We start from the raw sequence: 22,738 nt of genomic DNA, 5'->3' as shown, positions 1-22,738 counted from the left end.
GGGACTGACGACGACGAACGCGTCAGTCTACCTTGGCCACGCGGCGGCGATCACCGAGGAACTCTTCCACTCCCAGCACGATGTTCTTCGCCACCTCGTCCTGGTAGCGCTCGGACGCCAGGCGCTTCTCTTCTTCCGAGTGCGACAGGAAGGACGTCTCCACCAGGATGGCGGGCATCTTCGCGCCCAGGAGCACGTAGAACAGCGCCTCCTTGTGGCCCAGGTCCTTGATGCCGTCGTACTGGGCGGACAGGCCCGTCACCAGGTTGTGCTGCACGGCGTTCGCCAGCCGGCTCGACTCCTCGGTGTTCGCCTTGGTGGCCAGGTCCGCCAGGATGAACTGCAGGTCGCTGATGCCCTTCTCGGAGGACGCGTTCTCGCGAGCGGCCAGGCGGATGGAGTAGCGGTCCGCGGACGTGTTGAGCGTGTACGTCTCGATGCCGCGCAGCTTGTGCGTCGCCGCCGAGTTGCAGTGCACCGAGATGAACAGGTCGCCGTGCGCCTCGTTGGCCAGCTTCGCGCGGTCCTCCAGGCGGATGAACGTGTCGTCGTCGCGGGTGAGCACGACCTCCAGGCCCTTCTCCCGCAGGCCGTCCGCGACCTTCTTGGAGATGGCCAGCGCCACGTCCTTCTCCTTCGTCCCCGCCTTGCCAATGGCGCCGGAGTCATGGCCGCCATGGCCCGCGTCGATGACCACGCGGCGCACCTTCAGCCCCAGCTGCTCCGCCAGCGTCAGCTCCGCGTGGCGCGACTGCTTCGCCACCGCCTTGAGCCGCGCCTGCGCGACCTGCGCGTCCACCGGCGCCGTCACCGGACGGGGCGCCTCGGGCTTCGTCTCGGGCTTCGACGCCACGGTCACGGGAGCGGCCGGCTTCGGAGCACTCTCCGCCACCGCCGGAGCCTTCGCCACCACGGCCGGGACCTCCGGCTTCACGGGCTGCGAGGTCGCGTGAGAGGAAGCCACGGCCTCCGGGGCCTTCGCGGCGTCCTTCGCATCCACGGCCCGGTCGGCGACGGTGGGCGCGTCCACGATGTTCGGCGCCGCGTCCTTCGCGGAGGTGTCAGCGCTTGAAGTCTGGGCCGGCGCCGGCTCACGAGCGAGCCGGGTGATGGCATCCACCAGCGGCGAGCTGGGGTTCGCGGCGGCGACGGCGGTGTCCGGCGTGGACTTCACGACGGGGGGCAGCGGCTTCACCGTGGGCTTCGCGGGAGGCGTCTTGCTGGGCGGGGGCAGCGAGGCCAGCAGCGACTTGATCTCCTTGGACTGGTCACCCTTGGGGTTCGTCGCCAGCGACTCGTTGAGGATCTTCCGGGCCGCCTCCGGCTTGTCCAGGCGGTTGACGTGGATGCGCGCCAGCGCCAGCGCCGCGTCATCCGCGAGCCGGTGCTTCGGGTGGGCCTCCACCAGCTTCGAGTAGTCCGAGATGGCGGCCTGCAGGTCCTCGTCCACGAAGGAGATGCGGCTCAACTCCTGGAGCAGGTCGCCCGCGGTGAAGAGGGCGTCGGGGGCGCGCTCGCTCTTGGGGAAGCGGGTGGCCACGGCCTCGAAGCGGTGGACGACGTTGAGCCAGTGGTGGCGCAGCTTGCGGCGGGACGCGTCGTCCTTCAGGGCGTAGTACGCGCGGCGGGCCTGCTGGTACGCCTCCTCCGCTTCGTTGCGCTTGGCGGCTCCGACGGCGCTCGGGGCCGTGAGGAGCAGCACGGGCAGCACGAAGTGGGAGAAGCGCATGCGCATGGAAGCCTCCGGACGTTGCAGCTACAGGCGTGTGTCACACGGCCTCCGGGGGCCAGCAACTTTTCAACCCCACCTGTCCGTCCGTCAGCGCACCCAGCCCAGCTTCCGCGCCAGCTCCTCGTCGATGACGCGGCACCACCCCGGCTCCGAGGGCACCACGGCCGCCAGCACCTTGCCGCCGTTTCGCACCGGGGCCCGCTGGGGGCGGCAGCGCGCCCGCACGGCGTGTTTCACGTCCTGTCGGAAGAAGTGCGCGGGGAAGACGGCCTCGCCCTTCCCTTCCGGCAGATAGCCGTCATCCGGGGTGAGCCACACCAGCGCGCCCAGGCGCAGGGGCACCACCTCCCGGCGCCACAGCCGCCGCACCTCCCAGGCGAAGCCGCCCAGCGCCACCAGCGCGCCCAGGCCCAGGCCCCAGGGCAGCAGCCCCACCCGGGCCGCCCGCGCCCGGGCGTAGGTCGCCTCGCGAGGCCGTCCCGGCTGGGACGGGTCCACCAGGAGCTGCACCCGGGCACCATGGCCCAGGCCGGCCGCGTGATCCGCGCTCGTGCGGACCCCTGACACGGAGTGGTCTTCACCGGCGAACGTGTAGAGGACATCCAGCGTGCCCTCGGCGTCCTCGCGCTGGTTCAAAGGGGGCGCGTGGCTGAGCCCCACCACCGCGTCCACCAGCTCCGCGCTGGCGGTGAAGCGCTGCTCCTCGATGAAGTAGCGGCCGACGTAGCCAGCGCCCAGGCCCAGCGCGGCGATGACGACCAGGCCCAGCACCACCCCGCGAACCAGCCGCGCCACCGCCCCCGGGACCTGGGCGATCCGGACACGGCGGGGAGCGTGGGGAATGGCGAGCTGCATGGCGGGCACGGAGCCTACTTCACGGCTGTGGCTCGCGCTTCATTCAGGCGGGATCCAGATTCCATGCCCCTTCTTCCCACCGCTTCAGCATCTCCGAGGCCTCGAACGCCGCCAATCCTTCCCCGCTCGCGGCGTGTTCCAGGACGGCCTTCGACACAGCCTGGAACCGCGACACGCACAGCCCCCACGGCCCATTGGAGAATGAGCACCCCGAGCGCCCCTACCGTCGCCCGACAAGAGCAAGCCATGAAGCGCCGGAGTGGCTCGGAGCTCCGGGGTCGGCTGGGATGGTCGTGTGGCCTCCGAAGGGTCTCATCGCCCTCGAAGCAGGTCAGCCTCACGGCGTAGGATTCCGCCATCGCGTCGAAACCGCAGAGGGGGAATCATGAAGGCGAACGGATTCGTGGTGCTGGCGGCCGTACTGGCGTGGATGGGCGTGGCGGAAGCGGAGCCCCAGCCGGCCCAGCTCGTCATCTGGGGCGGCGGCAAGGACACCGCGGAAGCCGAGGCGTCCCTGGGCCGGTGGCAGGAGCGCGTGAAGAACAAGGTCTGGGACGGGACGCTGAAGGTGGCCGAGGGCTACCCGCGCATCGTGAAGAGCGACACCGTGCCAGGGCTCAAGCCGGGCTTCATGGTGGTGGTGCTCGGCGCCTGTGCGCCGGCGGAGGGTCCGAAGGTCCTGGAGACGCTCAAGGCCTTCGAGCCGGGCGCGTACACGCGCGACGTGACGTGGGCGCAGCCCCTGGCGTGCCCCCAGCTGGGCCCCGAGTGGCGCGTCCTCCATTCGAAGTCGTGGAAGAAGAAGGACGGCACCCTGACCGCCGTCCTGCTGCAGGGCCCGGAGTCGAAGGATGCGTACCATCCGACCCTCCAGGCCCTGCGCGTGATGCTGCGTGCCCCCGACGGGGAGCTGCTCGGCGTGGACGAGCGCAGCGGCGACCCCAGCGAGAACGACTTCGCGAAGCAGCCGGGCTTCATCCCCACCCTGGACGGCTCGGGGCCGACGGTGACGTACCTCGACATCGGGGCCGGCTGCACGGCGGGCCCGAACGTCTACGAGACGCGGGTGAGGTACAGCACCGCTGGCGAAACGCTGACGCCCCAGACCCGCACCGAGACCCTCGTGGACAACACCCACAACTGCGACCGGTAGGCGCCTACGCGGCGGGCCGGACCACGAGGACGTCGCAGCCGGCCTCGCGAATCACGTCCGTCGCCACGCTCCCCAGCAGGATGCGCGACACGCCGGAGCGGGCCTGGGTGCCGAGCGCGAGCAGGTCCGCCCGGTGCCGGCGCGCCTCCTTCAGGATGATGGAGTACGGGCTGCCGTGCTCCAGGGCCTGACGGTACCGCAGGCCCAGCGCGTCCAGGTGCCGGTGCAGGGAGCGCAGCTGGCGCAGCGCGCCCTCCTTGAACCGCTCCCGGTACCGCGCGCGCTCGTCACGCGTCAGCCCGGGGAAGACCATGTACTCCAGCGGTGACTCGTACGCGTGGATGAGCCGCAGCGGGGTGCGCGGCTCCAGCACGGCGGGCAGGAACTCCACGGCGCGCCGCGACGTGTCCTCGTCATCCACGGCCACCAGGGGATGGCGGTACGGGGCCTCCACCAGCCCGTGGACCACGAGCACCGGGGACGGGCCGTACCGGATGACGTGATCGGCGGTGGAGCCCAGGAACAGGTCCCGGACGGGCCGGCGGCCATGCCGGCCCAGGACGACCAGGTCCGCGCCAATCGACTGGGCCAGGCTCACCAGGGTGGGAGCCGGCTTCCCTGTCACCAGCCGCGCCTCGACGGAGGCGCTGGAGCCCGCGGCGTGAAGCGCGGCGTGGAGCTCATGCGCGATGACCGCCAGCGTCCGCGAGGCCCGCTCCCGGGCCTGCGCCACCAGCTCCTTGGGGGCGCGTCCCGGCAGCACGTGCACCAGGATGACGGCCGCCTCCGGGGCGAGCGGCAGGCGGGCCGTCCGCTCCACCGCCCGCGCTCCCGAGAGCGAAAAGTCGGTGGCGACCAGCACGGACTTCAGGAGCGTTGGCGGCGGGCTTCGCGTGGGGGACATTCCCTAGGATAGGCAACCCCCTGTCCAGGCCGCGCCCCCACGCCTCCGGGGGCCCTGCCCCTTGCTCGCCGGCACGCTGTCGTGGACGGCCGCGCCCGCATCAGCGCTTCAGCCATGGGCCGCCTTGTCCAGGTACGGGTACAACTTCAAGGAAACGTCACGTTTCCGAGCGTGATGCTCCGAGGCCCTTCTGCCTCCCAGAGCTTGAGGGAGAACGGTCCCTGGACCGAAGCCGCCGGGGCCTCGGCCTCCACAATCACTCGCCCACCGGGGCCTCCTGGCGGGATCGGCGCCGCCAGCCACACGCGAAGGACCTTCAACTCCTCGCCAGACCTGGCCTTGAGCGTCGCCCCTTCCGCCGCCCATGGTTGCGGCCCGGTCTTTACGTCAATCCAGGCGTCCACGGCCACCCGCTTGCTTGAGCGGTAGCTATTGACGATGGGTGCCCCCAATCCATTGGCCGCCGTTGTCGTGACAGTCTTGATCAGGACTTGCTCCGCTACACGTCGCGGGCCCAATCCCTCGCTGAAGAGAAACCCCGTCAACCCGCCTGGCGCCTCGTGCTCGGATACAACGCGCGACAGTTCCTCCCTGCAGCGCAAGACCTCCGTGCGCGCATCCCGGATCTCTTGCTGGTACGTCGCGACTGTTCGCGCGTGCCGATAGACCTCGATGGTGGCCTCCGCCTTTGCCGGATGCACCTTCAGCAGGAACATGGCAGTCAATGGGGCCGCACCATCCTGGAAGCGCAGCATCAACTTGAACCGTTCGCCTGGAGTGGCACTCGCGGAAGGCACAAGCCGGAGGGTGGCCTGCCCCACATCGACCAGGGAAAAGCGTTGTGGATTTTCCAGCTCGACGCTCGCGCGCTGCAACTCCGAGTCGAAGAGAAGCATCGTGGAAAGGCCTGGGCTGACCAGGACTTCACTGACGCCTTCAATCCCTTCGGGCGTCAATTCGATCCGCCGTGCGCCCGGCACGGATGATGAAACCTCCAGTTGCGCCGTCGCCGTGTTCCCGATGAGAAGCAGCCCCACGAGAACGACCCATGATGAAAGAGGCACTCGACAATCTTTCCGGTGGCGTCGCTATTCGAACTCGGCGACTGCCCTCACATAAGCAATTGTCCAGATGCGTGCCCGAGACGGAGGTTCGTCGCCTGCCTCTCGAGCCATCCCCCGGGGTCCCTCTCCGGCATGGACCTCAAAGCACACAGGGAAGCTGTCTCCCTGGGGTGTCGTCGCCCAGGTGAAGCGAGCATAAACGCGGTCGCGCACGATGCTCCGTCCCGACAGGACGCTATTGCCTGGCAGCCCTCTCCAGCCCCCCATGAGGTGGATTTCAACGGGACCCTCTCCAATTGAAATGACCCGGGCATCTCCCTTTGCGAAGCGTGCCGGCTGCATATCTCCGACGGTGATCCCCCGCTTCTCCATGGCGGTCACCGCTCCCAGTGGACACGGCTCTGGCGGCGGAGGCGGGCGCACCCGCGGACCAGGGCACGCGATCGCCGTGCAAGCCGCCGCCGTGCTCACCGCACGGGCCATGACGCCCAGGCCCTTCTTCGCGGGCTTCGGGGGGAGCTGAAGGGGCTGGGGGTCTTTCGGCGGCGTCGTCACGGTGGCTGGATCCTCCTGGAGCGTCGCGGGGAGCGCGACGGCCGCGGCGGTGGCCTCCGGCCCCGTGGGAGCTGCGGCGCGGCCAGCTTGAGGCGACTTGCCAGAAGCCGCTACTTCCTGACGGGCGGGAGCCACCTGAGGAGCGCGTGAGTGTCGAAGCCACGGCGTCGCGACCAGCATCAGCAGCAGCGCCACGGCAATCCCCCACGCAGTGGAGGACCTGTGTGACTCCGGCTCCGACTTCACCTGGGCCCCTGACGCTTCAGGAAGCGGTGCCCTCTTGCCCCGGCGAGGCCGGTGCAACGGCGCGCGCAGCCACTTCTCCTCGCTGTCCCTCCCCCCTTCCGTCGTCGCGGTGTCCTCGCCATAGGCATCGCAGAGCGGCACGTCCCACGCCGCGTCCGCGCCCGCCAGCACCCGCTCCAGCTCCGTCACGGCGGCCAGGGCGCTCACCGTGCGCGTCTCCGGTGTCTTCCGCAGCAGGCACATGCACACGTCGCCCAGCGCCCGGGGCACCCGTGCATTCTCCTCGTGGGGCGGCGCCGGATCGCGAGTCATGACGTCCTCGATGAAGCCGGGGTCGTCGGCGCCATCGAAAGCCTTCCGCGCCGTCAGCAGCGCGTAGAGGACCAGGCCCAGCGCCCACAAGTCGTCCGGCGGTCCCGCGTCGTACCTGGCGCCGGGCACGTGGACGTGCTGCCGGAAGAACCGCCAAGCCTCCGGGGCGCGGTACTCCGGCGTCCCCGGCGGGAGGATGTCCACCGTGAGGCCCCTCGCGCCCTCGTAGTCGCCGATGCCGAAATCCACCAGCTTGGCCACCCCGTCCGAAGCCCGCACCATGACGTTGACCTCCTTCACGTCCCGGTGAAGCACCCCCACCGCGTGCGAAGCCGCCAGCGCCCGCGCCATGTCCAGCACCACGCGCGCCACCTGCCGCGCCGTGGGGTTCTCCTCGTCCGCCCAGACGTCCAGCCGGCGCCCGTCCACGTACTCCATGACGATGGCGGCGAACCGCGGGGCTCCGGGCGGCCACAGGCCATGGCCCTGAAGCCTCACCACGTTGGGGTGGTGCAGCTTCAAGAGGATGGAGACCTCACGCTCCACCCGCTCACCCACGTGTGTCAGGTGGAGCAGCTTCAAGGCGAAGGGCTGCCCCGCGTTGCGCGCGAGGTACACCGTGCCGAAGCCGCCCTGCCCCAGCTGGCGCTCCACCGTGTAGCCCAGCACCTCGGCACCTGGTGGCAGCATGGCGGGCGGTGGCCTCATGACGTCCTTCCTCGGGGGCTTCGGGCCACTCGCATGCGACGCCCTCCCTTCACGTGCGCGCAAGCTACCAGAAGCACGCGAATACCGGGGATCCGTCAACGCTCTGGGACTCATCCTGATGGGTTCATTCTTCTGGCCTCTCAAGGTCTACCCATCGGAAAGCCCGCCTTCGCCCATGCGTTCAACCGCAGGACGAGCGGAGGTCCCCACCACCGCGCCTGGACGGTGGATGAAAGCCACCTGCCCGGTGACGTCTGATACACCTCGCGCGGCGCCCGGGACGACCCGGGTGCGCATCCTGCTCCCGAGCCGGTCCCATGAATGAAGAACTGGCCATCACCATTGGCAGAATCGCCCGCGCCGCCCGCGAGGAGCAGGGCCTCACCCAAGCCGAGGTGGGTCCTCGCGTGGGCCTTCTCTCCACCGTCTACAGCCGCCTGGAGCGCGGGAAGATGCTGCCCAGCGTCCCGACGCTCTACCGGCTGTGCACCGAGCTGAAGGTGTCGCCAGAGGACATGCTGGGGCTCACCGCCCTGGTGCGAGGACGCAAGGGCCAGCGCCCCCGCCCCCGCGACGACGAGACCCCCGCGCTGCGGCGGCTGCTCTACCTCGCGCGCAAGCTGGACGCGGAGAAGCTGGAGGCGCTCCTCCACGTCGCCACGGTGCTGACCCGCTGAAGGCCGTTACTTGCGCGGAGGCAGGGCTGTGAGTTCGTGCTCCTCCAGCCCTTCAGGGAAGAGTCCGCCCTCGCCGAACTCCACCACGTCTCGCAGGCAACTGCCCTCGGCCAGCACGAGGGCCACCTCCTCGGATGCTTCGTGGCGCCCATAGCCCGGGTGCCGCCTCGCCAATGCGGTCCGGAGTGCGTCGCGCATCTCCGCCGCCGAGGCGAAGCGCTCCGTCGGGTCGGCTCGCAGGGCCTTGTGCAACAGCGCCTTCACGTCCGGCGAAAGCCCCGCCACCGCGGCCTCCACGTCGGCCGGACTGAAGCTGGCCAGCAGGATGCGCATCTGCGTCAGCGGCAGGGACGGGAGGATTTCAATTCGCAGGGGCGCCAGAGCCTTGGAGACGAGGCGCACGTCCTGCACGTCGAAGAGGTGCGTGCCGGTGAGCAACTCCACCAGCAGCACGCCCAGGCTGAAGACGTCGGAGCGAGGCGTCAGCGGCTGCTTCTCCAGATACTCGGGTGAGGCATAGGCCACGTCCCCCCGGACGAGGTTCATGGGGGACTCCTCGCGCCCCACCACCACGGAGTAGGCCGCGCCGAAGTTCGTCAGCTTCACGCCGCCGTGCGCGCCCACGTAGACATGCCGGGGATTGACGTCGCGGTGGATGATGCCGAGCGGCTTGCCCCCCTCGCCCGTCAGGGTGTGCGCATGGTGCAACGCGTCCGCGAGCTCGGCTCCCACGTAGAGGCCGAAGGACTCGGAGACAGGCTTGCCGCGCGCAACCCCGGCGCTGACCAGCGTCTCCAGCGAAGGCCCGTTCACATGCTCCATGACGACGTGCAGGGAGTCCTCGTGCACCTTCCGGAAGTAGACCTGGGCGATGCCAGGATGGTTCAGGCGGAAGGCCAGTTGCACCTCCTCCACCAGCCGCTTGCGGCGCAGGTAGGTGGAGGGGTTGGGCAGCCGGCGCACGAGACAGAGGCCCGCCAATGCGCCGTCCGCTTGTGGACGCCGACGGGCCAGCATCAACAGCTCCCCCGTCTGCATCCGCGCCACCTCCCGGATGGCCTCGTAACGGATGCCATCGACCGAGAAGAGGAAGCGAGGCGCCTCGGGCGACGGCGACGGCAGGCGACGCGCGGGCCGGGTACTGCCTCCACTGTCGGGCGTGGACGGGGTCATGACTCCTCCGGGCATGAGCAGGGGCGCGAGCGCGCCACCCGGAAAGCCTCCGACGATTGAACCTGAAAAGTCTACTCCCCTGTGCCTTTCAGGTGCACCCGGGCTCCTGCCCCGAGGTCCACCCCGCTCCTCAGGAAGTGCCCAGCGACTGCTTCAACTTCGCCAGCAGGTTGAGCGCGTCCAGCGGCGTCATCCGGTCGATGGAGGCGGTCCGAAGCGACTCCAGCACCTCCGCGTGCTCGGGAGGCACTGGCGCCACGGCCACGGGCGCCGGCTGCGGCGCGCCGCCGAACAACCCCAGCTGCCCCGCGTTCACCGGCGCCGCGCGCTTCGTGGAGCGCACGGCCACGCGGGGACGGCCCGCGTCGTCCAGCTCACCGGACTCCAGGTTCTGGAGCAGCTCGCGGGCGCGCGACACCACCTCCGGCGGCAGGCCGGCCAGCTTCGCGACCTCGATGCCGTAGGAGCGGCTGGCCCCGCCGGGCACCAGCTTGCGCAGGAAGATGACCTTGCCGCCCTGCTCCTTCACCGCGATGCACAGGTTCTTCACCCGGGGCCGCTCGCGCGCCAGGTCCACCAGCTCGTGGTAGTGCGTGGCGAAGAGCGAGCGCGCGCCCACCTTGTCGTGGATGTGCTCCGCCACCGCCCACGCGATGGAGAGGCCGTCGTACGTGGACGTGCCGCGGCCAATCTCATCCAGGATGACCAGGCTCTTCCGGGTCGCGTGGTGGAGGATGTGGCTGGTCTCCGTCATCTCCACCATGAACGTGGACTGCCCGCGCGCCAGGTTGTCCGCCGCGCCCACGCGCGTGAAGATGCGGTCGCACAGGCCAATGCGCGCCGCCTTCGCCGGCACGAACGAGCCTGCCTGCGCCATCAGCGCCGTCAGCGCCACCTGCCGCATCACCGTGCTCTTGCCCGCCATGTTCGGGCCGGTGATGACCAAGAGCTGCGCGTCCTCCGGATCCAACCGCACGTCGTTGGGGACGAAGGACTCGCCCGCGCCCAGCATCCGCTCCACCACCGGGTGCCGCCCGCCGGTGATGGTCAGCCCCTCCCCTGCGTCCACCTGGGGCCGCGTGTAGCCGTACTCCGCGGCGCACCGGGCGAAGGACACCAGCGCGTCCGCCGTGGCCACCGCCTCCGCGGCGGAGCGGATGGCCGGCGCGGCGGCGATGACCTTCGTGCGCAGCTCCTCGAACAGCTGGAGCTCCAGCACCACGCGGCGCTCCTCCGCGGTGAGGACCTTCTCCTCGTACTCCTTCAGCTCCTCGGTGACGAAGCGCTCCGCGCCCACCGTGGTCTGCTTGCGGATGTAGTCCTTGGGCACCGCGTGGAGGTTCGCCTTCGTCACCTCCAGGTAGTAGCCGAACACCTTGTTGTAGCGGATCTTCAGCGACGAGATGCCCGTGCGGTCCTTCTCCCGCTGCTCCAGCTTGAGCAGGTAGTCCTTGCCGGACGTGGACAGCGCCACCAGGTCATCCAGCTCCGCGTGGAAGCCCGGCCGGATGAAGCCGCCCTCGCGGATGACCACCGGCGGCTCGTCCTGCACCGCGCGCATCAGCAGGTCCGCCAGCTCCGGCAGCGCGCCCAGCGGCCCGGACAGCGACTTCAAGAGCGCCGCGTCACACCGCCCCAGCGCCGCGCCCAGCCTCGGCAGCTGCGTCAGGGACAGCGCCAGCGCGCGCAGATCCCTCGCGTTGCCCGCGCCCAGCGACAGCCGGCCGCACAGCCGCTCCAGGTCGCCCACCTCCTTGAGGGTGGCCACCAGCTCCTCGCGCCACACGCTCTTGCCGGACAGCTCCTCCACCGCGTCCAGCCGCGCTTCGATCTCCGGCAGCGAGCACAGCGGCGCGGCCAGCCAGCGCGCCAGCTTGCGCGCGCCCAGGCCCGTGGCCGTCCGGTCCAGCACGCCCAGCAGCGACCCCTTGCGCCCGCCATCGCGCAGGCTCTTGAGGACCTCCAGGTTGCCGCGCGAGGACTCGTCCATCACGAGGCAGCCCGCGCGCTCCTGGCGCGACAGCCGGTCCACGTGCGCCGCCGGCGTCTTCTGCGTGTCCTTGAGGTAGCGCAGCGCCGCCCCCGCCGCCCCGGTGGCCAGCGGCGAGCCGTCCAGCCCGAACGCGGACAGCGACTGCACGTTGAAGTGCGAGCGCAGGAACGCGGACGCGCGCGTGGGCTCGAAGGCCGCCCCTTCCGCTTCCGCCACGGCCGGCACGCGCGACAGCCGCTGGCACACCTGCACCACCTCCGGCGCCTCGCGCAGGCCCTGCGGCACCAGCAGCTCGCGCGGCTCCACGCGCGACAGGCCCTCCACCAGCTCCGGCAGGCCTTGCGCCTCGAAGGTGAAGAACTCGCCGGTGGACGCCTCCAGCAGCGCCGCGCCGAAGCCCGCCTCGCCCCAGCACAGGGCCGCGAGGAAGTTGCTGGCCTGCGGCTCCAGCACCTCGTCGTCCAGCACCATGCCGGGGGTGATGACCCGCGTCACCTCGCGCTGCACGATGCCCGGCCCGTTGCCCGGCTCCGTCACCTGCTCGCAGATGGCGACCTTGAGGCCGTGCTCCACCAGCTTCGCGATGTACCGGCGCGAGGAGTGGTACGGCACCCCGCACATGGGGATCTTGTCCGCGCCCTTGGCCCGGGCCGTCAGGGTGATCTGCAGGAGCTCCGAGGCCCGCACCGCGTCCTCGAAGAACATCTCGTAGAAGTCACCCAGCCGGAAGAAGAGCACCGTGTCCGGGTGGAGCGCCTTCACCTCCAGGTACTGGCGCATCATCGGGGTCAGGGAGGCGATCTCCCGCGCTCCCGCGGGGGCCTCACCGGTTCCGACGTCCGGAGTCGTGTCCTCTTCGGGCAGCACCACGTTCGCCGCCTTGCCTGTCTTCGTCTGCTGCGTCACCGCCATCCCCGACCTTCTCTCACGGCCTTACCCCCGGATCAACGAACCGGCGCCCCTACCTGGTGCGTATGCCTACCATCGGCGTCCGACATTTCGGCGGACCCCCGGCCGAAAACGGTTTGCAGGCCCTGCTCCCCCCGGCAGGCTGCCCGGCGACATGGCGAACTCTCCTCAGACGACCTCCCGCCCCCCCGTCCCCGCCCTGTTCAAGGTGGCCCTGGCCCCCGTGCAGGCGTTCTTCCGCCTGGAGGCCAGCAGCGGCATCCTCCTGGCGCTCTGCGCGGTGGCCGCGCTCGTGTGGGCCAACTCGCCCTGGGGGAGCACCTACGCCGCCGTCTTCGACGCGCCCCTGCACCTGGAGGTGGTGGGCCACGGCGGCGCCTTCACCTTCCGCGAGCTCATCAACGACGGCCTGATGACGCTCTTCTTCTTCCTCGTGGGGATGGAGATCAAGCGCGAGCTGGCCGCGGGTGAGCTGCGCTCCTTCTCCCGCGCGCTCCTGCCGCTCATCGCCGCGCTGGGCGGCATGGTGGTGCCCGCGGGGCTGTACCTCGCGTTCACCCACGGCACGCCCGCGCAGGGCGGCTGGGCCATCCCCATGGCCACCGACATCGCGTTCGCCATCGGGTGCCTCACGCTGGTGAAGGCGCGCGTGGGCCAGGGGCTGGTGGTGTTCCTCACCGCGCTCGCCATCTTCGACGACATCGGCGGCATCCTCGTCATCGCGCTCTTCTACGGCACGGGCCTGCACGTCGAATGGCTCGCGGTGGCCGGGGGCCTGGTCGCGGTGCTCTGGGGGCTCAACCGCTTCTACGTGCGCAACGGCCTGGCCTACGCCGTCGTGGGCGCGGCGCTCTGGTACGCCATGCACCACGGCGGCATCCACGCCACGCTGTCCGGCGTGGTGCTGGGGCTGGCCATCCCCGCGCTGCCCACCCGCTCCGGGCGCGAGGTGCTGGAGGAGCTGGCGCAGTACATCCGGGAGCTGGTGTCCCGGCCGGACGACGAGAGCGCGCGCGGCGCGCAGCTGCTCCACATCGAGGAGGCGCTGGAGGACATCGAGCCGCCGCTCAACCGCTTCGTGCACCTGTGGCACGGCTACGTGGCCTACGGCATCGTGCCCCTGTTCGCGCTGGCCAACTCCGGCGTGGACGTGTCCGCCATGTCCCTGGCGGACCTGCTCAAGCCCCTGCCCCTGGGCATCATCGTGGGCCTCTTCGTGGGCAAGCAGGTGGGCATCTTCCTCTTCACGCTCGCGGCGGTGAAGACGGGCGTGTCGCCGCTGCCCACGGGCGCGGGCGTCGCCCAGGTGCACGGGGTGTCGGTGGTGGCCGGCATCGGCTTCACGGTGGCCCTCTTCGTGGCGGGGCTCGCCTTCGCGAACGAGCCCGCCCTGCTGGCGGAGGCGAAGCTGGGCATCCTCACGGGATCGTTGCTGTCCGCCGTCGTGGGCTACGTCCTCTTGCGCTACGTGGCCCGTCCGCCACAGGCTGCCCTCCAGACCCCGTCATGAACCTCCAGGACCTCAACCGCATCCGGCAGATTGCCCTCATCGCGGCCCGTCACGGCTTCGGCGAGGTGACCGAGCGCGCGGGCGTCTGGCGCCTGCTCGGCGGCCGCAAGGAGAAGGTGGAGGTCTCCGAGGAGGCCCGCCGCGAGTCCACCGCGCGCCGCTTCCGCCGCTTCCTGGCGGAGCTGGGCCCCACGTTCATCAAGCTGGGCCAGGTGCTCTCCACCCGCGCGGACCTGCTGCCCGCGGAGTTCGTGGACGAGCTGGCCACGCTCCAGGACAACGTGGAGGCCATCCCGCTGGAGGACGTCCACGCGCAGATCCGCGACGCGCTGGGCAAGGAGGTGCAGGAGTTGTTCGCCCAGGTGGATCCGGAGCCGCTCGCCGCCGCGTCCATCGCGCAGGTGCACCGCGCGGTGACGCTGGAGGGCGAGGAGGTCGTCATCAAGGTGCAGCGCCCCGGCATCGCCCAGCGCATCGACGCGGACCTGGGCGTGCTGCGCTCGCTGGCGCGCCTGCTGGAAGCCGTGGTGGAGGAGACGGGCATCTACACGCCGTCTGGCATCGTGGACGAGTTCGACCGGGCCATCCACGAGGAGCTGGACTTCATCAACGAGGCCACCAACATCCGCGCGTTCCTGGAGAACCACAAGGACCGCCCGTACCTCAAGATTCCGCGAGTGCACGCGGCGCTCTCCAGCCGCACCGTGCTCACCATGGAGTTCATCCGCGGGGAGAAGATCAACCCCGCCGCCCTGGCGGAGCCGGACCGCAAGCAGATTGCCCAGCACATCCTGGAGGCCAGCTTCCGGCAGCTCTTCGACGACGGGCTGTTCCACGGCGACCCGCACCCCGGCAACGTGCTGCTCATGGAGGGCAACCGGCTGGCGCTCCTGGACTTCGGCGTGGTGGGCCGGCTCACCCGCCCCATGCAGGAGACGCTGGTGATGCTGTGCCTGGCCGTGGCGCTCAAGGACAGCGACTCCGTGGCGCGCATCCTCTACCGCGTGGGCGTGCCGGACGCGCGCGCCAACCTGATGGGCTTTCGCAACGACATCGAGTCCATCCTCGGCCAGCACCTGCCCACCACGCTGGGCCAGGTGGACGCGCGCACGCTCCTGCGCGACCTGTTGGACCTGGCCGTGAAGTACCGCATCCGCATCCCCAAGGAGTACGCGCTGCTGTCGCGCGCCTCCATCTCCACGGAGGGCATGCTGCGCGGGCTCTACCCGGAGCTGAACATCCTGGAGGTGGCGCTGCCGTACGCCAAGGAGCTGATGGCGGGCCGGTATGATCCCACGCAGCTGCAGGGCGGCCTGATGCGCACGCTGTTGCGCTTCCAGTCCATGGCGCAGGACCTGCCCACGCAGCTGTCGCAAATCCTGCTGGACCTGGAGACGGGCAAGTTCAGCGTCACGGTGCGCGCGGAGCAGTTCGACAAGCTCAACGAGAACCTGCGCAGCGTGGCCGTCATCGCCTTCCTGGGCCTGTGCGCGTGCGGCTTCATCGTGGGCGCCTTCATCGCCTTCGCGCCCCGGCCGCCCATGTACGGGAACACGCCGGTGCTGGGCATCGTCGGCATCGCGCTGGCGGCGGCCCTCTTCGGCGCGGTGCTCACCTGGTACCTCTTCGGCGGCCGCTTCGGGAAGGTCAGCGTGACCCGCTTCCTCAAGAAGCGCAGGTAGGGTGTGACACCCGCCCACCCCGCGACGAGCATGCGGGCATGGGGAGCGCGTGTCACAGGGGTGAGAACGGATCCGTTGAGGGGTGCACAGTCCCGCATGGGCCGGGTAATCTGCGGGGCTTGTTCGTTCCCCTCTTGCCCCCCGTGCTCGACTTGTTCGCGAACCCATCCGCCGCCCGTCGTCCGTACCGCGCCCCGCTGGCCACGCTGTTCGCGGCCGCGCTCCTCGCCACCACCGCCGGCTGCGCTGGCGGGCTAGATGACCCCGAGCGCTTCACCGGCGGGGGCTCCAGCTCCTGCGCGCCGGGCACCACCGCCTCGAGCGTCCTCCAGCAGCAGTGCTTCGCCTGCCACTCCACGGAGACCAAGGCGTCGGGCGGGAACCTGGATCTGCAGGCGTCCGGCCTCCCCGGGCGGCTCTACACCACCAACTCGTCGTGCAATCAGGCGCCGCTGGCGGACAGCAGCAACCCGTCCCAGTCCTTCTTCCTGAAGAAGCTGGCGCCGTCGCCGGGCTGCGGCGCGCAGATGCCGCTGGGCGGGTCGCTGAGCGCCGCGGACACCGCGTGCCTCACCGAGTGGCTGGTCGCCGGAAAGCCGGGCTCCCCGTGATGACCCGCACCCGATACGCCTCCGCCGCGGCCTTGCTGGGCGCGGCCCTGCTGCTGGCTCCCGCCGCGGACGCCGCGCCGAAGAAGGCGGCCGCGAAGACGGCGCAGTCCGCGTCGAAGAAGTCCAAGGCCTCGTCCAAGGCCTCGAAGGTGACGGAGGCGCGCCGCGTGGCGGTGCTCGCCTCCGGTCCGCACGCGGACGCCGCGCGCGACGTGCTGGAGGCGGAGCTGGCCCGCCGTCCGGCCCGCTACGAGATCGTGCCCGAGTCCGCGGTGCGCGCCGCCGCGTCGCGCCTGGGAAGGGATCCGACGCAGCCCGCTGGCGCCGCCGCGGTGGCGAGCGAGCTGGGCCTGAGCGCCGTGGTGGTGGCGGACACGTCCACGGTGGGCAAGAAGCAGCAGGTGCGCCTCACCGTGCGCAACGGCAAGGACGGCAAGGCGCTGGCGTCGCCCCCCGCCGCGAAGCCCGCCACGGCGAAGCTGGTGCCTGCGGCGGTGAAGCGTCAGTGGACGGCGCTGGAGCGCGGCCTGCAGAAGTCGACCGCGCCGGAGGCCGCCCCGGTGGCGCCCCCGCAGCCGCCCACGCCGGTGGAGCCGGAGCCGTTGAAGCCCGCGGCGCCCATCGCGGAGACGCCGGCACCGGCGCCCGCGCCCAAGACGCCGGCCCCGGAGCCCATCCGCAAGCCGGTGGCCGCGAAGCCCAAGGAGGACAAGGCCCCGGTGCGCGAGGACGAACCGTCCGTCGCGGAGCCGGCGGTCGCTTCCGCGCCCATCGTGGAGGGTGCGCTGGGCGTGAAGCTGTTGGGCCGGTCGCTGCGCTACAAGGACGACGTGTTCGGCGTGTTGCGGCCGTACACGCTGGGCCCGGACGTGGGCGGCTTCGCGCTGCCGGGCGCGCCGCAGGTGGCGGGCGATGTGACGCTCTATCCGCTCGCGGCCTTCCAGAAGGGAGCGCTGGCGCGGCTGGGCATCACGGGCTCGATTGATCAGTCCTTCGGCCTGAAGTCCACGGGCTCGTCGGGCGAGGTCTCCTACCCCACCACGGCGCGCGAGTGGCAGGCGGGCCTGCGCTACGTGATTCCGTTCGGCGAGGCGCAGCGCCACGGCTTCGAGATCACCGGCACGTACGGAATGAACACGTTCCGCATCGACGCGGTGGATGGCGAGCGGCCGTTGGACCTGCCCAACGTGGAGTACAAGACGGCGGGCCTGGGCCTGGGTGTGCGGGCGGCGCTGTCGGAGAAGTTCGACTTCAACTTCCGCCTCGGGTACCAGCACCCGCTGGACTCGGGAGAGCTGTCCACGGACGCGTGGTTCCCGCGCATGTCGGCGGGGGCCGTCACGGGCAGCGCGACGCTGGCGTACCGGCTCAACAGCCTCCTGGACGTGAGGCTGAAGGCGGACCTGCGCCGCTACTTCTTCAAGTTCAACCCGGAGCCGGGCGATCCGTACGTCGCCGGTGGCGCCGTGGATCAGTACCCCGGCCTGTCGCTCCAGCTGGGCTTCCGCTACTAGCGAAGAGCGCGGCACCCCGCCGGTCCGTGTGTCAGGCACGGATCGGCGCGTGGCGGCTCAGCCAGTCCACCACCCGGGGCCAGAGCGTGGCGGCGTGGTGTTCCCGGAAGAAGCCCAGGTGGGCGATGCCCTGGCCGGCGCTGTCCTTGGGTGACAACTGCCGGCGCTCCACGGTGCACCCGGTGAGGTGTTCGCAGACCAGGTCGATGGCTTCTGGCGGCGCCCAGGGGTCGTCGTCCAGGCCGATGGCCAGCACCGGCATGCGCAGCCGGCCGAAGCGGCCCACGGCGTCCAGTTGGGGATCGTCGAAGTAGAAGCGCGGCAGGGACGTCCACCGGCTCCACTCCAGGATTGTCTGGGCGGGCACGTCCTCCCCCAGCCCCAGGCGCGCATAGGGCATGTAGCCCAGGAACCGCGCGCAGAGCGGCCCGATGAGCTTCAGGTACAGGGTGACGAGCAGCCGCTCCCGCCAGTGCCGGATGAAGCGCAGGCTCCCGGCCTGGGACGCCACCATCACCGCGGCGGTGAGGCGCTGGCTGCTCTCGCTCAGCGCGATGGCGTGGCCTCCGAAGCTGTGGCCCACGGCCATCACCGGCAGCCCCGGATACCGGTCCGCCGCCCAGCGGGTCACCGCGTCCACGTCCTGGTCCGCCCAGGTGAGGAACCCGGCGTGCGTCCGCCGCGCGGCGCCCGCGGGCTGCACGCCCCGGTAGTTGTAGGTCACCGCCGCGAAGCCTTCGTCCGTCAGGCGCGACGCGAACGCGAAATACATCTGCTCCGGCATGGCGGTGGCCGGATGCACCAGCACCACGCCCCGGACGGGCCCTTCCGGCATGTGCAGCGTGGCCTGCAACTCGAAGCCATCCGCGCAATGAATCGGGTGCGGCGTTGTTCGGGCCATGGTCGTCGCGGAGTGCTTAGGCTGCGAAAACATCCGGGGCAAGTTGGAAACAGGGGGGCCTTCGGCGTCAGGCCGGCCGCCGGTCCATGAGCTGGTCCACCAGCCCGTAGCGCACCGCCTCCTCGGCGCTCAGGGTCCGCTTCGCCTCGCAATCCCGCCGCACCTGCTCCGCGGGCTGACCGGTGGCGCGTGCCAGGCGCGTGATGAGGTCGTGGCGCATGCGTTCGATGATGGGCCTTGACTCAGGCGTCGTGCCCGCGCCGCCAGTCAGGGGCGTGAGCATGAATTGGCTCTCCCTCATGGCGAACCGCTGGCCCTTCGCGCCCAGCGCCATGAGCAGCGCGGCCGACCCGGAGCACTCGCCAACGCAGATGGTGGCGACCGGCGACTTCACGTACTCCACCGTGTCGCAGATGGCGAACGTCGCCGTCACCGAGCCGCCGGGTGAGTTGATGAAGAGGCGGATCTCCTGCGTGGGGCTCTCGCTCTCGAGGAAGAGCAACTGCGCGACAGCGAGGCTGGCCACCTCGTCGTCGATGGGCACCCCGATCATGACAATCCGGTCCCGGAGCAAGCGCTCATGAATCGCTTGCGAGGTGTTGGCGGGCTCGCGTGCGTCCTTCGCGCCGGTCTTCCGGAAGGGGTTCCACCAGGGCATTGCGTCCTCTCGGCAAGGTGCGGCGATGGTGACACACTGCCCTCCTCTTCCAGGAGGCCTCCCGTGTCCCAGCGTCGAGCATCGTGTACCTGCGGTCAGCTCCGGGTGGAGTGCAGGGGAGAACCCATCCGGATCTCCATGTGCCACTGCCTCGCCTGCCAGCAGCGCACCGGCAGCGTGTTCGGCGTGCAGGCCCGCTTCCGGCGCGAGGACATCACCCTCATCGAGGGCCGCTCCACGACGTTCACCCGCAAGGGCGATGAGAGCGGCACCGCCGCCCACTTCCACTTCTGTCCGGAGTGCGGCTCGACGGTCTACTACGCGCTCTCGAACGACCCGGACGTCATCGCCATCACCGTGGGCACCTTCGCGGATCCGAAGTTCCCCGCCCCCGTCTTCTCCGTCTGGGAAGAACGGAGTCATGCCTGGGCCGTGCCCCGGGGCATCCCGATGGAGCACATGGACTGAGCGCCGTTCACTTCGCGGGAGGCCGTGCATCCATCAGTCCCCGCACGAACGCCGCCACCGGACCGGCCAGCTCCGACAGCCGGTCCACGCGGTCCTCCTCCGCGGCTTCCAGGATGAGCTCGTTGATGCCGCCCACGAGCGCCATGGCGATGGCGGGCGACAGCGCGGCCCCGGAGCCCGCCGCGTCGAACTCGCGCCGCATCAGCTCCGCGAAGCCGCGCATCACCTGGCGGCGCAGCTCGATGCCCTTGGGCCCCACGTGCAGTATCTCCACGAGCAGCGTCCGCACGAGCCCCGGCCGGCTCTGGAGGCTGGACAGGTACACGGCCGCGCCGATGCTGGCCCGCATCTCCCCGGGCGGCGCGTGCTGGATGGCCGCTTCAATCTCCTTGAGCAGCCGCGCGCTCTGCGCCGCGTAGAGCGCCAGCAGGCACGCCTCCTTGTCCTCGAAGTGCTCGTAGAACGTGCGCTTCGACACGCGCGCGTGCCGGACGATGTCCGCGATGGTCAGCCGCGCGTAGCCCACCTCCACGATGGCCTGCGCCAGGCCCGCCACGAGCCGCTCCCGGGGGGACTCTCCTGCTTGCTCGGAGGGGGACGTCATGCGGGTCCTCGGGCTGGTACTTGACGGTACCAGATGCCGCTGCTACCTCTCATCAACAGACGCATGGGCTGGGTACCTTCCTGTACCACGAGGAGTCCCGTGATGCCGCTGTCCTCCGCCGAGCCCCCCTCGCACGTCGACGTGTTGATCATCGGCGCGGGCCTGTCGGGCATTGGCGCCGCGTACCACCTGCAGACGCGCTGCCCCACCCTGAGCTACGCCATCCTGGAGGGGCGCGGGGCCATGGGTGGCACGTGGGATTTGTTCCGCTACCCGGGCATCCGCTCGGACTCGGACATGTACACGCTGGGCTACCGGTTCCGGCCGTGGCTGGGGGGCAAGGCCATCGCGGATGGGGCGTCCATCAAGGCGTACATCGAGGAGACCGCGGCGGAGTACGGGATTGATCAGCGGATCCGCTACCACCACCGCGTGACGCGGGCCGAGTGGTCCTCGGAGCACTCGCGCTGGACCGTGGACGTGGAGGTGGGCCCGGAGCGCGCCCCGCTCCGCATGACGTGCGGCTTCCTCTACGCCTGCACCGGCTACTACGACTACGCGAGCGGCTACACGCCCACGTGGCCCGGCACGGAGCGCTTCCAGGGCCGCGTCGTGCACCCGCAGCACTGGCCCGAGGACCTGGACTACGGCGGCAAGCGCGTGGTCGTCATCGGCAGCGGCGCCACGGCGGTGACGCTGGTCCCCGCGATGGCGGAGCGCGCCGCGCACGTCACGATGTTGCAGCGCTCGCCCACGTACATCGCGGATCAACCGGCCGAGGACAGCGTCGCCCGGGCGTTGCGGCGCGTCCTCCCCCGGCGCGCGGCCTACGCGGTCTCACGCTGGAAGAACGTCCTGCGCGGCATGCTCCTCTACGGTCTCGCGCGCAGCCGGCCGGGACTGTTCAAGTGGCTCCTGCGCCTGGGCGTACGGCGCGCGCTCGGCAAGACGTACGACGTCGATACGCACTTCGCGCCCCGCTACAACCCGTGGGACGAACGGCTGTGCGTGGCCCCGGACGGCGACCTCTTCCGCGCCCTCCGCGAGGGGCGCGCCTCCATGGTGACGGACCACATCGAGTCCTTCACCGAGACGGGCCTGAAGCTGCGCTCGGGCGCGCACGTGGACGCGGACGTCATCGTCACCGCCACGGGGCTGAACGTGAAGATCCTCAGCGGCCTGGCGCTGAGCGTGGACGGCAATCCCATCCAGCTGGCGCGGACGCTGGCGTACAAGGGAATGATGTTCAGCGACGTGCCCAACCTCGTCGCGGCCTTCGGGTACACCAACGCGTCGTGGACCCTGAAGTGCGACCTGGTGGCCGAGTACACCTGCCGGCTGCTCAACCACATGAAGCAGCACGGCTACACGCAATGCGTGCCCCGGGTGACGGGTCCGGCGATGACGCCGGAGCCGGTGCTCGACTTCAGCTCCGGGTACGTGCAGCGCGCGCTGGACTCGCTGCCCAGACAAGGCACGCGCGCCCCGTGGCGCCTGTACCAGAACTACGTGCGCGACCTGGTGATGATGCGCTACGGCCGCGTGGACGACGAAGCGATGGAGTTCCGGCGCCCCGAGTCACCGCGGGCGCTGCTTGCGGAGGTGGCCCGTGGCTGAGCACATGCGGCTTCAAGGCAGGACAGCGGTCGTCACGGGCGCGGCGAGCGGCATCGGCCGGGCCATCGCGGTCAGCCTGGCGCGCAAGGGCTGTCACCTCGCGCTGGCGGACGTGAACGAGGCGGGGCTCGCGGAGACCGCGGACCTGGCGCGCGCGCCGGAGGTGCGCATCAGCCGGCACCGGCTCGACGTGTCGGACAAGGACGCGGTGGAGGCCTTCCCGGCGCAGGTGACGGCGGAGCATCCCGGGGTCGACCTGCTCTTCAACAACGCGGGCGTGGCGCTCGGAGGCACCTTCGAACAGGTGAGCGCCGAGGACTTCGAGTGGCTGTTCAACATCAACTTCTGGGGCGTGGTGCGCCTGAGCCGCGCCTTCCTGCCCCTGCTCCGCAAGAGCGACGACGCGCGGCTGGTGAACCTCTCCAGCGTCTTCGGCCTGGTGGCCCCGCCGGGCCAGGTGGCCTACGCGGCCAGCAAGTTCGCCGTGCGAGGCTTCTCCGAAGGGCTGCGCCACGAACTGGAGGGCACCACGGTGGGAGTCACGGTGGTGCACCCGGGCGGCGTCGCGACCTCCATCGCCGCGAGCGCCCGGGTCCCCACCGGAGCAACGGCCGAGGAGGTCTCCCGCCGTCGCAAGTCCTTCCAGAAGATGCTGCGGCTCCCAGCCGACGTCGCGGGCGACATCATCGTGAAAGGCGTGGAGAACCGCGAGCAGCGCATCCTGGTGGGTAAGGACGCCGTGGCGCTGGCGATGCTCGCCCGCGTCTTCCCCGTGACGTACTGGAAGCTGATCGGCCCGCGCCTGCGCGCCTGAAGCCGGCCCGGCCGCCCACGCGCCCGATGTGCGCGCAGTCCCCACCTCGAAGCCTGACGCGGCATTCCCTAGGGAGGA

At 70.6% G+C, this 22,738-nt stretch carries 19 protein-coding genes; 9 read left to right on the top strand and 10 right to left on the bottom strand.

Translation table 11 applies throughout. The annotated features are described in order from the left end of the window. Nucleotides 1–22: 22 nt before the first annotated feature. Complete coding sequence (locus D7X96_RS09680) at nucleotides 23–1,735, bottom strand: N-acetylmuramoyl-L-alanine amidase (RefSeq protein ID WP_121769557.1); 1,713 nt, start codon at nucleotides 1,733–1,735, stop codon at nucleotides 23–25. An 84-nt stretch (nucleotides 1,736–1,819) separates the two neighbouring features. Beyond that, nucleotides 1,820–2,587, bottom strand: a complete 768-nt coding sequence (locus D7X96_RS09675) for a DUF3592 domain-containing protein (protein ID WP_120547651.1) — start codon at nucleotides 2,585–2,587, stop codon at nucleotides 1,820–1,822. Nucleotides 2,588–2,972: 385 nt separating this feature from the next. Here D7X96_RS09675 and D7X96_RS09670 point away from each other — a divergent pair, with 385 nt between their 5' ends. Further along, a complete protein-coding gene (locus D7X96_RS09670) occupies nucleotides 2,973–3,740 on the top strand; it encodes a hypothetical protein (protein WP_121769556.1) in 768 nt (255 codons plus the stop codon). 4 nt (nucleotides 3,741–3,744) lie between these two features. Here the strand turns inward: D7X96_RS09670 and D7X96_RS09665 are convergent, their stop codons facing one another. The 3 genes from D7X96_RS09665 to D7X96_RS09655 all read right to left on the bottom strand — a co-directional run bounded on the left by D7X96_RS09665 (nucleotide 3,745) and on the right by D7X96_RS09655 (nucleotide 7,529). Beyond that, the gene (locus D7X96_RS09665) at nucleotides 3,745–4,644 is read right to left on the bottom strand and encodes a universal stress protein (RefSeq protein ID WP_121769555.1); all 900 of its coding nucleotides are present in this window, start codon (nucleotides 4,642–4,644) and stop codon (nucleotides 3,745–3,747) included. Nucleotides 4,645–4,790: 146 nt separating this feature from the next. Next, complete coding sequence (locus tag D7X96_RS09660; RefSeq protein ID WP_244219514.1) at nucleotides 4,791–5,681, bottom strand: DUF2381 family protein; 891 nt, start codon at nucleotides 5,679–5,681, stop codon at nucleotides 4,791–4,793. A gap of 51 nt (nucleotides 5,682–5,732) precedes the next feature. Continuing rightward, nucleotides 5,733–7,529: a serine/threonine-protein kinase gene (locus D7X96_RS09655; RefSeq protein WP_120547654.1), complete on the bottom strand. Its 1,797-nt coding sequence runs from the start codon at nucleotides 7,527–7,529 to the stop codon at nucleotides 5,733–5,735. A 317-nt stretch (nucleotides 7,530–7,846) separates the two neighbouring features. On the opposite strand from D7X96_RS09655, the gene D7X96_RS09650 reads away from it, so the two are divergent. Then, nucleotides 7,847–8,206 carry a helix-turn-helix transcriptional regulator gene (locus tag D7X96_RS09650; protein WP_120547655.1) on the top strand — a complete coding sequence of 120 codons (360 nt, stop codon included), beginning with the start codon at nucleotides 7,847–7,849 and terminating at the stop codon, nucleotides 8,204–8,206. Between the two features lie 6 nt (nucleotides 8,207–8,212). Here the strand turns inward: D7X96_RS09650 and D7X96_RS09645 are convergent, their stop codons facing one another. Together D7X96_RS09645 and mutS are read right to left on the bottom strand one after the other, a co-directional pair. Further along, a complete protein-coding gene (locus D7X96_RS09645) occupies nucleotides 8,213–9,379 on the bottom strand; it encodes a serine/threonine-protein kinase (protein ID WP_121769554.1) in 1,167 nt (388 codons plus the stop codon). A gap of 130 nt (nucleotides 9,380–9,509) precedes the next feature. Next, a complete protein-coding gene (gene mutS / locus D7X96_RS09640; protein ID WP_121769553.1) occupies nucleotides 9,510–12,284 on the bottom strand; it encodes a DNA mismatch repair protein MutS in 2,775 nt (924 codons plus the stop codon). Nucleotides 12,285–12,435: 151 nt separating this feature from the next. Between mutS and nhaA the strand changes: the two genes are divergently transcribed. From nhaA to D7X96_RS09620, 4 genes are all read left to right on the top strand, one after another. Beyond that, nucleotides 12,436–13,791, top strand: coding sequence for a Na+/H+ antiporter NhaA (nhaA, locus tag D7X96_RS09635; RefSeq protein ID WP_121769552.1), 1,356 nt, complete (start codon nucleotides 12,436–12,438; stop codon nucleotides 13,789–13,791). Beyond that, a complete protein-coding gene (locus D7X96_RS09630; protein WP_121769551.1) occupies nucleotides 13,788–15,473 on the top strand; it encodes an ABC1 kinase family protein in 1,686 nt (561 codons plus the stop codon). The genes nhaA and D7X96_RS09630 overlap by 4 nt, the downstream gene beginning before the upstream one ends. Before the next feature lie 143 nt (nucleotides 15,474–15,616). Continuing rightward, the gene (locus D7X96_RS09625; protein ID WP_147468270.1) at nucleotides 15,617–16,084 is read left to right on the top strand and encodes a hypothetical protein; all 468 of its coding nucleotides are present in this window, start codon (nucleotides 15,617–15,619) and stop codon (nucleotides 16,082–16,084) included. Further along, nucleotides 16,084–17,598, top strand: a complete 1,515-nt coding sequence (locus D7X96_RS09620) for a hypothetical protein (protein WP_121769549.1) — start codon at nucleotides 16,084–16,086, stop codon at nucleotides 17,596–17,598. Before D7X96_RS09625 ends, D7X96_RS09620 begins: the two co-directional genes overlap by 1 nt. Before the next feature lie 31 nt (nucleotides 17,599–17,629). Here D7X96_RS09620 and D7X96_RS09615 read toward each other — a convergent pair whose 3' ends face one another. Together D7X96_RS09615 and D7X96_RS09610 are read right to left on the bottom strand one after the other, a co-directional pair. Continuing rightward, nucleotides 17,630–18,499, bottom strand: a complete 870-nt coding sequence (locus D7X96_RS09615) for an alpha/beta hydrolase family protein (RefSeq protein ID WP_120547660.1) — start codon at nucleotides 18,497–18,499, stop codon at nucleotides 17,630–17,632. A 67-nt stretch (nucleotides 18,500–18,566) separates the two neighbouring features. Beyond that, entirely contained in the window at nucleotides 18,567–19,157 is a 591-nt protein-coding gene (locus D7X96_RS09610; RefSeq protein WP_121722791.1) for an ATP-dependent Clp protease proteolytic subunit, read from the bottom strand. Between the two features lie 63 nt (nucleotides 19,158–19,220). Between D7X96_RS09610 and D7X96_RS09605 the strand changes: the two genes are divergently transcribed. After that, nucleotides 19,221–19,625 (top strand): GFA family protein, encoded by a 405-nt coding sequence (locus D7X96_RS09605; protein ID WP_120547662.1) that lies wholly within the window; start codon nucleotides 19,221–19,223, stop codon nucleotides 19,623–19,625. A 7-nt stretch (nucleotides 19,626–19,632) separates the two neighbouring features. On the opposite strand, the gene D7X96_RS09600 is transcribed toward D7X96_RS09605, so the two are convergent. Beyond that, nucleotides 19,633–20,229 carry a TetR/AcrR family transcriptional regulator gene (locus D7X96_RS09600; RefSeq protein WP_120547663.1) on the bottom strand — a complete coding sequence of 199 codons (597 nt, stop codon included), beginning with the start codon at nucleotides 20,227–20,229 and terminating at the stop codon, nucleotides 19,633–19,635. 102 nt (nucleotides 20,230–20,331) lie between these two features. Here D7X96_RS09600 and D7X96_RS09595 point away from each other — a divergent pair, with 102 nt between their 5' ends. Next, complete coding sequence (locus tag D7X96_RS09595; RefSeq protein WP_121722794.1) at nucleotides 20,332–21,846, top strand: flavin-containing monooxygenase; 1,515 nt, start codon at nucleotides 20,332–20,334, stop codon at nucleotides 21,844–21,846. After that, on the top strand, nucleotides 21,839–22,660 hold the full coding sequence (locus D7X96_RS09590; protein WP_208647291.1) for an SDR family NAD(P)-dependent oxidoreductase: 822 nt from the start codon (nucleotides 21,839–21,841) through the stop codon (nucleotides 22,658–22,660). Before D7X96_RS09595 ends, D7X96_RS09590 begins: the two co-directional genes overlap by 8 nt. Nucleotides 22,661–22,738: the final 78 nt, after the last annotated feature.

Origin of the sequence: Corallococcus interemptor (assembly GCF_003668875.1) — a bacterium.
GTDB lineage: Bacteria > Myxococcota > Myxococcia > Myxococcales > Myxococcaceae > Corallococcus > Corallococcus interemptor.
Note: the sequence above shows the minus strand (reverse complement) of the source record. Positions and strands in the feature narration are given on the sequence as shown.